This window comes from Actinomycetospora endophytica (assembly GCF_021026375.1).
Lineage (GTDB): Bacteria > Actinomycetota > Actinomycetes > Mycobacteriales > Pseudonocardiaceae > Actinomycetospora > Actinomycetospora endophytica.
Genome location: NZ_JAJNDB010000006.1, coordinates 1 through 13,560, shown reverse-complemented (window position 1 = coordinate 13,560; position 13,560 = coordinate 1). Strand labels below are relative to the sequence as shown.

Annotated in this window: 11 protein-coding genes; all 11 read left to right on the top strand. The window is 74.7% G+C overall.

Features of this window, described 5'->3' with window-relative positions:
- The first annotated feature begins 18 nt into the window (after positions 1-18).
- Positions 19-1,674 (top strand): class I adenylate-forming enzyme family protein, encoded by a 1,656-nt coding sequence (locus LQ327_RS23755; RefSeq protein ID WP_230738261.1) that lies wholly within the window; start codon positions 19-21, stop codon positions 1,672-1,674.
- 229 nt (positions 1,675-1,903) lie between these two features.
- The gene (locus LQ327_RS23750; protein WP_230738260.1) at positions 1,904-3,808 is read left to right on the top strand and encodes an NAD(P)/FAD-dependent oxidoreductase; all 1,905 of its coding nucleotides are present in this window, start codon (positions 1,904-1,906) and stop codon (positions 3,806-3,808) included.
- Between the two features lie 56 nt (positions 3,809-3,864).
- Positions 3,865-4,896, top strand: coding sequence for an N-acetyl-gamma-glutamyl-phosphate reductase (gene argC / locus LQ327_RS23745; RefSeq protein WP_230738751.1), 1,032 nt, complete (start codon positions 3,865-3,867; stop codon positions 4,894-4,896).
- Positions 4,893-6,059: a bifunctional glutamate N-acetyltransferase/amino-acid acetyltransferase ArgJ gene (gene argJ / locus LQ327_RS23740; protein ID WP_230738259.1), complete on the top strand. Its 1,167-nt coding sequence runs from the start codon at positions 4,893-4,895 to the stop codon at positions 6,057-6,059. Before argC ends, argJ begins: the two co-directional genes overlap by 4 nt.
- Positions 6,056-7,012 (top strand): acetylglutamate kinase, encoded by a 957-nt coding sequence (gene argB, locus LQ327_RS23735; RefSeq protein ID WP_230738258.1) that lies wholly within the window; start codon positions 6,056-6,058, stop codon positions 7,010-7,012. Before argJ ends, argB begins: the two co-directional genes overlap by 4 nt.
- Positions 6,987-8,195 (top strand): acetylornithine transaminase, encoded by a 1,209-nt coding sequence (locus LQ327_RS23730; protein ID WP_230738257.1) that lies wholly within the window; start codon positions 6,987-6,989, stop codon positions 8,193-8,195. Before argB ends, LQ327_RS23730 begins: the two co-directional genes overlap by 26 nt.
- Entirely contained in the window at positions 8,192-9,181 is a 990-nt protein-coding gene (gene argF, locus LQ327_RS23725; protein WP_230738256.1) for an ornithine carbamoyltransferase, read from the top strand. The genes LQ327_RS23730 and argF overlap by 4 nt, the downstream gene beginning before the upstream one ends.
- Positions 9,178-9,807, top strand: a complete 630-nt coding sequence (locus LQ327_RS23720; protein ID WP_230738255.1) for an arginine repressor — start codon at positions 9,178-9,180, stop codon at positions 9,805-9,807. Before argF ends, LQ327_RS23720 begins: the two co-directional genes overlap by 4 nt.
- Entirely contained in the window at positions 9,804-11,246 is a 1,443-nt protein-coding gene (argH, locus tag LQ327_RS23715) for an argininosuccinate lyase (protein ID WP_308286363.1), read from the top strand. Before LQ327_RS23720 ends, argH begins: the two co-directional genes overlap by 4 nt.
- Positions 11,243-11,875 carry a DNA-3-methyladenine glycosylase gene (locus tag LQ327_RS23710; protein WP_230738254.1) on the top strand — a complete coding sequence of 211 codons (633 nt, stop codon included), beginning with the start codon at positions 11,243-11,245 and terminating at the stop codon, positions 11,873-11,875. The genes argH and LQ327_RS23710 overlap by 4 nt, the downstream gene beginning before the upstream one ends.
- Before the next feature lie 41 nt (positions 11,876-11,916).
- A complete protein-coding gene (tyrS, locus tag LQ327_RS23705) occupies positions 11,917-13,194 on the top strand; it encodes a tyrosine--tRNA ligase (protein WP_230738253.1) in 1,278 nt (425 codons plus the stop codon).
- Positions 13,195-13,560: the final 366 nt, after the last annotated feature.

Here is a 13,560-nt window from a genome sequence, read left to right as displayed (position 1 = left end):
GGAGCAGACTCCCGGGTCATGACCTCCACGGCACGGGAGACCTCCGCGGTGACGTCCCCCCGCAGCATCGAGATCCCGGTGGTCCCCGTCGGGGCGCTGCTCGACGGCGCGGCCCGGCGGTACGGCGACCGGGCCGCCCTGGTGCACCACGACGACGTCGTCACCTACCGGCAGCTGTGGGAGGAGGCGTGCGGCGTCGCGCACGCGCTCGTCGAGCGGGGCATCCGGCCGGGCGACGTCGTCGCCCTCCACCTGCCGAACCGCCTCGCCTGGCCGATCGCCTACCACGGGATCCTGCTGGCAGGGGCCACCGTCGCGCTCGCCAGCCCGGCGCTGCCCCGCGACCTGCTGGACGCGCAGCTCGCCGACGCGGGCGCGGTCGCCGTCGTGAGCCTGGACCCGTCGCTGGAGAACGTGATCACCACCGACGGGCGGCATCTGGACCTGCCCGTGGCCGAGCACACCACGCCGCCGTGGCTCGACCTCGACCCCGCCGTCGCCCTCGCGCACCTGGCCTACACCGGGGGCACGACGGGGCGGTCCAAGGGCGTCGAGCTGACCCACGCCAACGTCGTCGCCAACGTGCTGCAGTACGTCGCCTCGTCGGCGGGGGCGGTGGCGGTCCCGGACGTCGAGGGTGGGGTCACCGTCGAGCAGACGTCCCCGCCCGAGGAGCACCCGGTCCGGCTGGGGGAGGCGGTCTCGCTCGCCGTGGCCCCGTGGTTCCACGCGATGGGGACCAACGGCCTCACGATCGGCCTGGTCACCGGCGCGACCGCCGTGGTCCAGGACCGCTTCGACCCGGCCGCCTACCTCGCCGACGTCGAACGGCACCGGGCGACGACGCTGTCCGGGGCGCCCGCGATGTACCACGCGCTGCTCGCCCACCCGGACGCCTCGACGCGCGACCTGGGCTCGGTGCGCACGGTGACCTCGGGGGCGAGCCCGATGGCCGTCGCGCAGGCCGAGAAGATCGCCGCGCTGATGCCGGAGGCGGTCGTCGTCGAGGGGTACGGCCTCACCGAGGCGACCATGGGCCTGTCCATCTCGCCCTCGGAGCGGTCGGCGCCGCGCCGGGTCGGGACGGTCGGCGTGCCGGTCGCGAACACCGAGATCGTGCTGCTGCCCGTGGAGACCGGCCGGCCCGGCGACGAGCCGGTCGCCGTGGGGGAGCGCGGCGAGATCTGGGCCCGCGGCCCGCAGGTGATGCAGCGCTACCACGAGCGACCGGACGAGACCGCCGCCGGACTCGTCGACGGCTGGCTGCGCACCGGGGACATCGGGATCCTCGGCGACGACGGGTTCCTCGCGGTGGTCGACCGGGCCAAGGACATGCTGCTCTACAAGGGCTACAACGTGTTCCCGCGCGAGCTCGAGGAGCTCCTGGCGCACCGTCCGGAGGTCCGGACCGCCGCCGTCGTCGGGATCCCCGACGACGCCGTCGGCGAGCTGCCCGCCGCCGCCGTCGTCCTCGTGCCCGACGCTCCCGACGGTGCGGTGGGCGACCTGGCCGCCGCGGTGAACGGTGCCGTCCGCCCCTACGAGCGCCTGCGCCGGATCTACACGGTCGACGCACTGCCCATGTCGGCGGCGGGAAAGGTCCTCAAGGGTGACCTCCGTGAGGCGTTGCTCGCCTCCGACGGCGGGCCGGAGTGGGTGGACGGCGCTTCCTGAGAGCGGGGTTCGTGGGCACCGGAGTCCGCTGGTCCGATCGGACGATCTCGCTGCAGTTGGGCGCCCTGATCGCGGCGTCGGGCGGCATCCGTGGTGCCGGGGTTCTCATGTTGGCCCTGCGCGAGCGCGCGACTCCCTAGCGTTGCCGTCCGACCTCGCCGCCGGACCCCCGACCCGGCGGCGGGGCCGCTCCCCAACACCCGGTCCGGAGAGGCAGCTCCCCCTCGCCATGACTCGTCCCGATGAGCAGTACCAGTGGTCCCCGACCGGCCCGAGGCCCCGCACGGCGGCCCGGCTGCTGGCGGTCCTCGGCGTCCTCACGTTCCCCGTCCTCGCCGTCGTCCTCTGGGTCGGCGGTGTCGTCGGCGTCTGGATCGCCCTCGGCGTGGCCGCCGTCGCCCTCGGCCTCGGTACGGCCGTGCTCGCCGGCACGGCGCTGTTCCGCGCGTCCCCGGACGCCGCCCCCGACACCGGCGACTTCGTGCCCGGTGCCCGCGTCCTCGTCGTCGGCGGCGGCTACGTCGGGCTCGTCGCGGCCCGCGCCCTGCAGGCCCGCCTCGGCATCGCCGGCGACGGCAGGCACCGCGGCAGCCGGCCCGGGCGCTCCCGGGCGGCGGTGCCGATCGGCTCGGTGACCGTCGTCGACCCACAGCCGCACATGACCTACCAGCCGTTCCTGCCCGAGGCCGCCGGCGGCTCGATCGCGCCGCGGCACCTCACGGTCTCGCTGCGCCGGGTGCTCGACCGCTGCGACGTCGTCACCGGCTCGGTCGTGGCCGTCGACGACGTGCGTCGGCGCGCCGTCGTCCACCTGCCCGACGGCACGTCGCGGGAGGTCGGGTACGACGTCCTCGTCGTCGCCCCCGGGGCGATCGGTCGCGAACTGCCGGTGCCGGGCCTGGCCGAGCGCGCCCTGGGCTTCCGCTCGGTCGGCGACGCCGCCGCGCTGCGCGACCACGTGCTCTCCCGCCTCGACGCCGCCGCGTCGATCTCACCCATGACGGCGGTCGAGGCGGCCCGCCGTGCGCGGCTGCTCACGTTCGTGGTGGTCGGTGGCGGCTTCGCGGGTGTCGAGGCGCTCGGCGAGCTCGAGGACCTCACGCGCCGGGCCGGGCGCCAGGTCGGGGTCGACCCGGCCGAGATGCGCTGGGTGCTCGTGGAAGCGGCCAAGCGGATCATGCCCGAGGTCACCGAGCCGACCGCGGCGCGCGTGCACGGCAAGCTCACCCGCCGCGGCATCGAGGTCCGCGTCGGCGCGGGCCTCGTCTCCGCGCTCGACGGCGAGATCCGGCTCGCCGACGGCACCGCGATCCCGGCCGACACCGTGATCGTCGCCGCGGGTACCCGCCCCCACCCGCTGCTCGAGCGGACCGACCTGCCCCTCGAGCGCACCGGCAAGGTCCGCTGCACGGCGATGCTGCAGGTCATCGGCCGGCCGCACGCCTTCGCCGCCGGTGACGGCGCCGCGGTGCCCGACCTCGCGCGCGGCGCCACCCTGGCCGACGAGGACCCGAAGGTGCTCACCGCGCCGACCGCCCAGCACGCGGTCCGGCAGGCCCGGGTCCTGGCCGACAACGTCGTCGCCTATCTCGGCGGGCGGCCGCTGCAGCCCTACGAGCACTCCTCGGCCGGCGTGGTGGCCGGTCTCGGCCGCCGGCGCGGCGTGGCCGAGATCCGCGGCCTGCGGCTGATGGGCTGGCCCGCCTACGCGCTGCACCGCGCCTACCACCTGTGGGCGATGCCGACGGCCGAGCGCAAGGCGCGCATCGTGCTCGACTGGGTGGGCTCGGCGCTGCTCGGCCGCGACCCGGTGGCGGCGGGCGCCGTGGTGCCCGCGCCGCGCCGGGGTGACGCCGACGTGGAGGTCGGTGCCGTGCGGCCGGCTCCCGTCAGCGATGCGGCGCCGCAGACGTCCAGTGTCAGCCACGCCGCATCCTCGGATCCGGCGCCCGTGCCGTTCGTCGCCGCCGGGGTGGAGGTGGACCAGCCGACGCTGCGGGAGCCGCACCCGTCGTTCCCGGTGTCGGCCCCGGTCGCCGTTCCGGTGGCGGCGCGCCCGGACCGCGCGGTCACCGGCGACCAGCCCGCCCTCACCTGGCTCAGACCGGGGCGGCACGACTTCCTGGAGCGGTGACCTCGGGGGCGCCGACGTGACGAGCGTTGCATGATCTTCCGTGATCGTGCATAGTCATACGCATGCGGATCGCGGTGGCCGGGGCAAGCGGCTACGTCGGAGGTGAGCTCCTGCGGCTCGCGCTCGGCCATCCCGAGATGGAGGTCGGCGCGCTGACGGCGGGGGACTCGGCAGGCAGTCTGCTGGGTGCCCACCAGCCGCACCTCACCACCCTGGCCGATCGCCCGATCGAGGCCACCTCGGCGGCGGCGCTCGCGGGACACGACGTCGTGTTCCTCGCGCTGCCGCACGGGCGCTCGGCCGAGCTCGCCTCCGAGCTGCCGGAGGACGTGCTGGTCGTCGACTGCGGCGCGGACCACCGGCTGCGGGACCCGGCGGCGTGGGACCGCTGGTACGGCGGCTTCTTCACGGCGCCGTGGCCGTACGGGCTCCCGGAGATCCCCGGGGCGCGTGAGGCCCTCGTCGGGTCGCGCCGGATCGCGGTCCCGGGCTGCTACCCGACGACGGCGACGCTCGCGGCGATCCCCGCGGTCGCCTCCGGGCTGGTCGAGCCGGAGGTGAGCGTCGTGGCGTTCTCCGGCACCTCCGGCGCGGGACGGGCGGCGAAGCCGCACCTGCTCGGCTCCGAGGTCATGGGCTCGGCGACGGCCTACGGGGTCGGCGGTGCGCACCGGCACACCCCCGAGATCATCCAGAACCTCTCCGGGCTCGGCGCCGGCCCGGTGAAGGTGTCCTTCACGCCGGTCCTCGCCCCGATGCCCCGCGGCATCCTGGCGGTCGTCAGCGCCCCGCTGGCGGCGCCCGGGGTCGACGCCGCGCAGGCCCGGGAGGCCTACGCCAAGACCTACTCCGAGGAACCGTTCGTGCACCTGCTGCCCGAGGGCGTCCAGCCGGCCACCAAGAACGTCGTCGGCGCGAACACGGCGCAGGTGCAGGTCGAGGTGGACGTCGACGCGGGCCGCCTCGTGGCCACCGCGGTCATCGACAACCTGACCAAGGGCACCGCGGGCGGCGCGTTCCAGTCCGTGAACATCGCGCTGGGGCTCGACGAGTCCCTCGGGCTCCCGACGGCCGGGCTCGCCCCGTGAGCGTCACCGCCGCCGCCGGCTTCCGCGCCGCGGGCGTCCGCGCGGGGCTGCGCGCCCACGGCGACCGTCCCGATCTCGCCCTCGTCGTCAACGACGGCCCCTCGACGACGGCGGCCGGGGTCTTCACGCGGAACCAGGTCAAGGCCGCGCCGGTGCTGTGGTCCCAGCAGGTCCTGCGCGAGCAGTCGCTGCGCGCCGTGGTGCTGAACTCCGGCGGCGCCAACGCCTGCACCGGGCCCGACGGTTTCGCCGACACCCACCACACCGCCGAGCGGACGGCCGAGGTGCTCGGGTGCGGCGCGATCGAGGTCGCGGTGTGCTCCACCGGGCTCATCGGCGAGCGCCTGCCGATCGACTCGCTGCTCGCCGGGGTCGACGACGCCGCGGCGGCGCTCGGCGCCGGTCCGGAGGCGGGGACCCGGGCGGCCACCGCGGTGCTGACCACCGACACCGTCGACAAGCAGGCCCGGCACGGCGCGGCCGACGGCTCCTGGACCGTCGGGGGGTTCGCCAAGGGGGCCGGAATGATGGCTCCCAGCCTCGCGACGATGCTCGTCGTCGTCACCACCGACGCGGTCCTCGACGCGGGCGTCGCGGACCGCGCGCTGCGGGCGGCCACCGCGGTCACCTTCGACCGGCTGGACATCGACGGCTCCACCAGCACCAACGACACCGTGCTGCTCCTGGCCTCCGGCGCCTCGGGAGTCACCCCGGGCGAGGCCGAGTTCACCGAGTCGCTGCGGACGGTCTGCGCCGACCTCGCCCGCGGCCTGCAGGCCGACGCCGAGGGCGTCACCAAGCGCATCGCGGTCACCGTCACCGGGGCCGACTCCGACGCCGACGCCCTTCTCGGCGCCCGGGCCGTCGTCCGCGACAGCCTCGTCAAGACCGCCCTCTTCGGCTCCGACCCGAACTGGGGCCGGATCGCCGCGTCGGTCGGGGCGAGCGAGGCGCGCGTCGACCCGGCGAGCCTCTCGGTGACCGTCAACGGTGTCCTGCTGTGTGCCGCCGCGGCCGCGGTGGGCGACCGCTCGAAGGCCGACCTGTCCGGGCCGGAGATCACCGTCGAGGTCGACCTCGGCCTCGGCGCGGGCACCGCGACGGTGCTGACCACCGACCTGTCGCACGCCTATGTCGAAGAGAACAGCGCGTACTCGACATGACCGGCACCGCCGTCGGAGAGGCCGCCACCTCGCACGAGGAGGCCCAGGCCAAGGCCGCCGTCCTCGCCGAGGCCCTGCCGTGGCTGCGGGAGTTCCAGAACGCCGTCGTCGTCGTCAAGTACGGCGGCAACGCGATGGTCGACGACGACCTGCGCCGGGCCTTCGCCGAGGACATGGTCTTCCTCCGGCTCGCCGGGATCCGCCCCGTCGTCGTCCACGGCGGTGGCCCGCAGATCACGTCCATGCTCGAGCGGCTCGACATGCCCGGCGAGTTCCGCGGCGGGCTGCGGGTCACCACGCCGGAGACGATGGACGTCGTCCGGATGGTCCTCGTCGGCCAGGTCGGCCGGGAGCTCGTCGGGCTGATCAACGCGCACGGCCCGCTGGCGGTCGGGATGTCCGGCGAGGACGCCCGCCTGTTCACCGCGGCCCGCCGCACGGCGCGGGTCGAGGGGGAGGACGTCGACGTCGGCCTGGTCGGCGACGTGGTCGAGGTGAACCCCGCGGCGGTCCTCGACCTCGTGGCCGGCGGCCGCATCCCGGTGATCTCCACGGTGGCCCCGGACGCGGACGGCGTGGTGCACAACGTCAACGCGGACACCGCGGCCGGCGCGCTCGCCGTGGCCCTGGGGGCCCGCAAGCTCGTCGTCCTCACGGACGTCGAGGGCCTCTACACCGACTGGCCGGACCGCTCCAGCCTGCGCACCGAGATCGGCGCCGACGAGCTCGCCGAGCTCCTCCCCGGCCTGGCCAGCGGCATGATCCCCAAGATGGAGGCGTGCCTGCGGGCCGTCGACGGCGGGGTCCCGCGGGCGCACGTGATCGACGGCCGCGTGGCGCACTCGGTGCTGCTCGAGGTCTTCACCAGCAAGGGCGTCGGGACGATGGTCGTCCCCGCCCCGTCCGGAGACGAAGGAGGTCCCCCGCATGACCACAGCGACACCGACCGGTGAGGACCTCCGCCGCCGCTGGTCGAGCACCATGATGGGCAACTACGGCACCCCGCCGGTCAGCCTCGTGCGCGGCGACGGGGCCCGGGTCTGGGACGCGGACGGCCGGGAGTACCTCGACCTGCTCGGCGGCATCGCCGTCAACCTCCTCGGCCACGCCCACCCGGCGGTCGTCGAGGCGGTCTCGACCCAGGTCGCGACGCTCGGGCACACCTCGAACCTGGTGATCAACCCGCTCACCGTCGAGCTGGGTGAGCGCCTGCTGGCCCTGCTCGGGGCGCCCGACGGCCGGGTGCTGATGTGCAACTCCGGCGCCGAAGCCAACGAGGCGGCCTTCAAGATCGCGCGGCGCACCGGCCGACTGAAGATCGTGTCGACCGTCGGGGGCTTCCACGGCCGGACCATGGGGGCGCTCGCCCTCACCGGCCAGCCCGCGAAACGGGAGCCGTTCGAGCCGATGCCGCCCGGGGTCGAGTTCGTGCCGTACGGCGACGCCGAGGCGCTCCGGGCCGCCGTCGACGACGAGACCGCCGCGGTGGTCCTCGAGCCGATCCAGGGTGAGTCCGGGGTGATCATCCCGCCCGAGGGCTACCTGCAGGCCGCCCGCGAGATCACGTCCGGGCACGGGGCGCTGCTGGTGATCGACGAGGTGCAGACCGGCATCGGGCGCACCGGGGTGTGGTTCGCCCACCAGCGGGCGGGCATCGTCCCGGACGTCGTCACCCTGGCGAAGGGGCTCGGCGGCGGGCTGCCGCTCGGGGCCTGCATCGGGCTCGGGCCGGCCGCCGACCTGCTCGGTCCCGGCGCGCACGGCACCACCTTCGGGGGCAACCCCGTCTGCTGCGCCGCGGCGCTCGCCGTCCTGGACACCATCGCCCGCGACGGTCTCCTCGACCGCGCGGACGCGCTCGGCAAGGACCTCAGCACCCGGATCGAGGGCCTGGACCACCCGCTGGTCGACCACGTCGACGCCGCGGGCCTGCTGATCGGGGTCGCGCTCACCGCGGACGTCTCGGGTCCCGTCACGGACGCGGCCCGCGAGTCCGGCTACCTCGTCAACGGGCCCACCCCCGGCCGGCTGCGGCTGGCTCCGCCCGCTGTCGTCACCGATGCCCAGGTCGACGGCTTCCTCGCCGACCTGCCCGCGGTGCTCTCGAGCGGCGCCGAGGCCGGAGCCGCGTCGTGAGCGCCGTGGCCGGTGTGTCCGGCGGCCCTGGGCCGGCCGTGGCGAGCCGCCCCCGCCGTCACCTGCTCCGCGACGACGACCTCACCCCGGCCGAGCAGACGGAGATCCTCGAGCTCGCCGCGACGATGAAGACCGATCCGTTCGCGCTGCGCCCGCTCGCGGGCCCGCGAGCGGTGGCCGTGATCTTCGACAAGCCCTCCACACGGACCCGGGTGTCCTTCGAGGTCGGCATCGCGGCGCTCGGCGGCACGCCTGTGATCATCGACGGGCGGGCCGCCCAGCTCGGGCGCGGCGAGACCATCGCCGACACCGCCCGCGTCCTGTCGCGATACGTCGACGCGATCGTCTGGCGCACCGGTCCCGACGCCCGCATCGAGGAGATGGCGGAGTACGCGTCGGTCCCGGTGATCAACGCCCTCACCGACGGCTTCCACCCGTGCCAGGTCCTCGCCGACCTGCAGACCGTCGTCGAGCGCCACGGCCGCACCGCCGGGCTGACGATGACCTACCTCGGCGACGGCGCGAACAACATGGCGCACTCGCTGCTGCTGGGCGGGGTGACCGCGGGCATGCACGTCCGCGTCGCCTCGCCCGACGGCTTCCGCCCCGAACCGGCCGTGCTCGAGGCCGCGCAGCGCCGCGCTGTCGAGACCGGAGGGTCGGCCACGGTGCTCGACGGGGACGGCCGCGCCGACGCGGCGGCGGCCGTCACGGACGCGGACGTCCTCGTCACCGACACCTGGACGTCAATGGGGCAGGAGGAGGACGGCCTGGACCGGACCGCCCCGTTCCTGCCGTACCGCATCGACGCCGACCTGGTCGGTCATGCGACGCCGGGGGCGACCGTCCTGCACTGCCTGCCCGCGCACCGCGGCGACGAGATCAGCGCCGACGTCATCGACGGCCCGGCCTCGGCGGTGTGGGACGAGGCCGAGAACCGGCTGCACGCCCAGAAGGCCGTCCTCACCTGGCTCCTCGGTCGATGAGTCGGGTCGAGGGAGCCGCGGCCGAGGCACCGGGCGACGAGGAGCCGGTCGAGGTCAGCCCGGAGGACCGGGCGGCGGTCCGCGAACGGCTCGAGCGGCTGCGGCCGGCGCCGAGCCGGGCCTCCCGGCAGGCGCGCATCGTGACGCTGATCAGCACCCAGGCGGTGCACAGCCAGACCGAGCTCGCCGGGATGCTCGCCCGCGAGGGCGTCGAGGTCACCCAGGCGACCCTCTCGCGGGATCTCGACGAGCTCGGCGCCGTCAAGCTGCGCGGCGCCGACGGCGGCGCGGGCCGGTACGTCGTCCCGGACGACGGCAGCCCGGTGCGCGGGGTCACCGGCGGCACCGACAGACTGGCCCGGCTGCTCGCGGAGCTGCTGGTGTCGGCCGACCACTCCGGCAACCTGGCCGTCCTGCGGACCCCGCCGGGCGGCGCGCACTACCTCGCCAGCGCGCTCGACCGGGCGTCGCTCGCCGAGGTGGTCGGGACCATCGCGGGCGACGACACCGTGCTCGTCGTCGCCCGGGAGCCGCTCGACGGAGCCGGGCTCGCGGAGCTGCTGAGCACGTTGGGCACCCGGCCGACCAGGACGACCCCGGACCAGCAGGAGGAGGAGCAGCGGTGAGCTCACCGGGCGCGGGACCCGCGAGCGCGGCGCTCTGGGGCGGACGCTTCGCCTCGGGCCCGGACGCCGTGATGGCGGCGCTGTCGAAGTCCACCCAGTTCGACTGGGTGCTCGCGCCGTACGACATCGCCGGCTCCCGCGCGCACGCCCGCGTGCTGCACGGGGCGGGCCTGCTCGACGACGACGAGCTCGCCGGGATGCTCGACGGGCTCGCGCGGCTCGCGAACGACGTCGCCTCCGGCGCCTTCGTGGCCGCCGAGGACGACGAGGACGTCCACACGGCGCTCGAGCGCGGGCTGATCGAGCGGGTCGGGCCGGACCTGGGCGGCAAGCTGCGGGCCGGCCGGTCGCGCAACGACCAGATCGCGACGCAGCTGCGGATGTGGCTGCGCGACCGGCTGCGCGATCTGACCCGCGGCGTGTGCGACGTCGTGGACGCGCTCGTGGGGCAGGGCCGGGCGCACCCGGACGCGGTCATGCCGGGGCGCACCCACCTGCAGCACGCGCAGCCGGTGCTGCTCGCCCACCACCTCGGGGCCCACGCCCAGGCGCTGCTTCGCGACCTGGAGCGCTGCCGGGACCTCGACCGGCGTCTGGAGCTCTCTCCTTACGGGTCGGGCGCGCTCGCGGGCACCTCGCTCGGCCTCGACCCCGGTGCGGTGGCGCGCGACCTCGGCTTCCGCGACGCCGTCGACAACTCGATCGACGGCACCGCGTCGCGTGATCTCGCCGCCGAGGGCGCGTTCGTGTTCGCGATGGTGGCGGTCGACCTCTCGCGCATCGCCGAGGAGCTGATCCTCTGGGCCACCGCGGAGTTCGGGTACGTGACGCTGCACGACTCCTGGTCCACCGGGTCGTCGATCATGCCGCAGAAGAAGAACCCGGACGTCGCCGAGCTCGCCCGCGGGAAGGCCGGCCGCCTCGTCGGGAACCTCGCCGGGCTGATGACGACGCTCAAGGCGCTGCCGCTGGCCTACAACCGGGACCTGCAGGAGGACAAGGAGCCGCTGTTCGACTCCGTCGCCCAGCTGTCGATGGTGCTGCCCGCGATGGCCGGGATGATCCGCACCCTCACGATCCACACCGACCGGCTCGCAGCCCTCGCGCCGGCCGGGTTCACGCTGGCCACCGACATCGCGGAGTGGCTCGTCCGGCAGGGCGTCCCGTTCCGCCGGGCCCACGAGGCCGCCGGGGCGTGCGTCCGGGCCGCGGAGACCCGGGACGTCGGGCTCGACGAGCTCACCGACTCCGAACTGAGCACGTGCGACCCGGCGCTCACCCCGGACGTCCGCTCGGTGCTCACCGTCGAGGGCTCGATCGCCTCACGGGACGCGCACGGCGGGACCGCGCCCAAGCGGGTCGCCGAGCAGTACGACCGGATCGTCGGCGCCACCATCGAGGCCCGCGGGTGGGCGGCGGTCCCGATCGACCGCCGGTGACCGCCACGCTCGTGGACCGCGCCACGCTGGCCGTCGACCCGCTCGAGGCCGCGCGGGTGCTCCTGGGGTCCGAGCTCGTCGCCGACACCGACGACGGCGAGGTCCGGGTGCGCCTCGTCGAGGTGGAGGCCTACCGGGGACAGGACGACCCCGCGTCCCACTGCTACCGCGGCCGCACCCCGCGCAACGCGGTGATGTGGGGCGAGGCCGGCCACCTGTACGTGTACTTCGTCTACGGCATGCACTTCTGCGCGAACATCGTCGCCCTCGACGAGGGCCGGGCCGGTGCGGTGCTGCTCCGGGCGGGGGAGGTGCTCTCCGACCCCGGGATCGCGCACGTACGACGCCCGACCGCCCGGGGCAAGGACGCCGAGCTGGCGCGCGGGCCGGCCCGGCTCTGCTCGCTGCTGGGGCTGGGCCGGGAGCAGAACGGCGTCGACGTGGTCGACCCGGCGTCGCCGGTGCGCCTCGAGCCGGGTGAGCGGGTCCCCGACGACGACGTCCGCACCGGCCCCCGCGTCGGTGTCGCCGCCGGCCAGCAGCGGCCCTGGCGGCTGTGGGTGGCGGGCTCGCGTGCCGTCACGCCGTACAAGGCCGGCCGGGCACGCGCCGACGGGCCCGACTGGTAGCGCGGCTGCTGTCCGCCCGGACAGCACGACACAATGGGCCGGTGACCGCACCGCACATCCTCGACGACCTCGCCTGGCGTGGTCTCCTCGCCCAGAGCACCGACCTCGACGCTCTGCGCCGCGACCTCGACGCCGGACCGGTCACCCTCTATTCCGGCATCGACCCGACCGCGCCCAGCGCGCACATCGGGCATCTGCTGCAGTGGCTGACCCTAGCCCGGTTCCAACAGGCGGGCCACCGGCCGATCGCCCTCGTCGGTGGCGCCACCGGCCTCATCGGCGACCCGAAGCCGACGTCCGAGCGCACCCTGAACGACCGCGAGGTGGTCGCCGACTGGGTCGACAAGATCGGCGCGCAGCTCCGGCCGTTCCTGGACTTCACCGGGGAGCACGCGGCGCTGCTGGTGAACAACCTGGACTGGACCGAGGACATCTCGGCGCTGGACTTCCTGCGGGAGTACGGCAAGCACTTCCGCGTCGGGCGCATGCTCGCCAAGGAGGCCGTGAGCCGGCGGATGGAGTCCGACGAGGGCATCAGCTACGCCGAGTTCTCGTACCAGATCCTGCAGTCGCTGGACTTCCTCGAGCTCTACCGCCGCTACGGGTGCACGCTCCAGACCGGCGGCAGCGACCAGTGGGGCAACCTGACCGCGGGCATCGACCTGATCCACCGCGTGGAGGGCCGGACCGCCCACGCCCTCGGCACCCCGCTGATCACGAAGGCCGACGGCTCGAAGTTCGGCAAGACCGAGGGCGGCACGGTCTGGCTCGACGCCTCGCTGACGAGCCCGTACGCCTTCTACCAGTTCTGGATCAACGCCGAGGACGCGAAGGTCGGGGAGTACCTCCGGGCGTTCACCTGGCTGTCCCACTCCGAGATCGAGGAGCTGGAGCAGGCCACCGTCGAGCGGCCGCAGGCCCGGGCGGCCCAGCGGGCGCTGGCCCGGTCGGTGACGGCCCTGGTCCACGGCGAGGACGAGGTCGGGCGGGTCGAGGCGGCCAGCCAGGCGCTCTTCGGTCGGGGGGAGCTGCGCGAGCTCGACGCCGACACCCTCGCGGCGGCCCTCGCCGAGGTGCCGTCGACCTCGCTCTCCCGCACCGACCAGCCGACGATCGTGGACCTGCTCGTCGGGACCGGCCTCGCCACCGGGCGGGGCGCCGCGCGGCGGACCATCGCCGAAGGCGGCGCCTACGTGAACAACGCGAAGGTCGAGACCGAGGACTGGACGCCGGCGGACGCCGACCTCCTCCACGGCCGCTGGCTCGTGGTACGCCGCGGAAAGCGGACGACGGCGGGCGTCGAGCTCGTGACGGGCTGATGTCGGGCGCGGGTCGGGCCGGAAACGCGGCCCGACCTGCGACGACGCCCCAACCAGTACCCCCCTCGGAAGGCCCCCACACCGGCCCTGTAGTGTTCTCCATGTCGCCAGGGCAAAGGGGTTGCTCCCGGCCGGGGCGGCGGGATAGGTTGGAGCGGTTGCCCTCCGGTTGGTTCTGGTAGGGTGAGCGTCTGATGGCACCGGATGGTGCGGCCGCCTGATGTTGGTGGTTGGCAGTTCGTGTGGTCGTCCTTTGAGAACTCAACAGTGTGCTGACGTTTTGTGTGTTCTGGCCCCAGCTTTGGTTGGGGTTTCTTTGAGTATGGTCAGGGAAATTCGTTTCTCTAATGTTTTTTGTTGGAGAGT

What these genes read in the sequence shown, in the direction of transcription:
- LQ327_RS23755 (WP_230738261.1), top strand. Translation starts at nt 19, where the DNA reads ATGACCTCCACGGCACGGGAGACCTCCGCGGTGACGTCCCCCCGCAGC.
- LQ327_RS23750 (WP_230738260.1), top strand. Translation starts at nt 1,904, where the DNA reads ATGACTCGTCCCGATGAGCAGTACCAGTGGTCCCCGACCGGCCCGAGG.
- argB (WP_230738258.1), top strand. Translation starts at nt 6,056, where the DNA reads ATGACCGGCACCGCCGTCGGAGAGGCCGCCACCTCGCACGAGGAGGCC.
- LQ327_RS23730 (WP_230738257.1), top strand. Translation starts at nt 6,987, where the DNA reads ATGACCACAGCGACACCGACCGGTGAGGACCTCCGCCGCCGCTGGTCG.
- LQ327_RS23720 (WP_230738255.1), top strand. Translation starts at nt 9,178, where the DNA reads ATGAGTCGGGTCGAGGGAGCCGCGGCCGAGGCACCGGGCGACGAGGAG.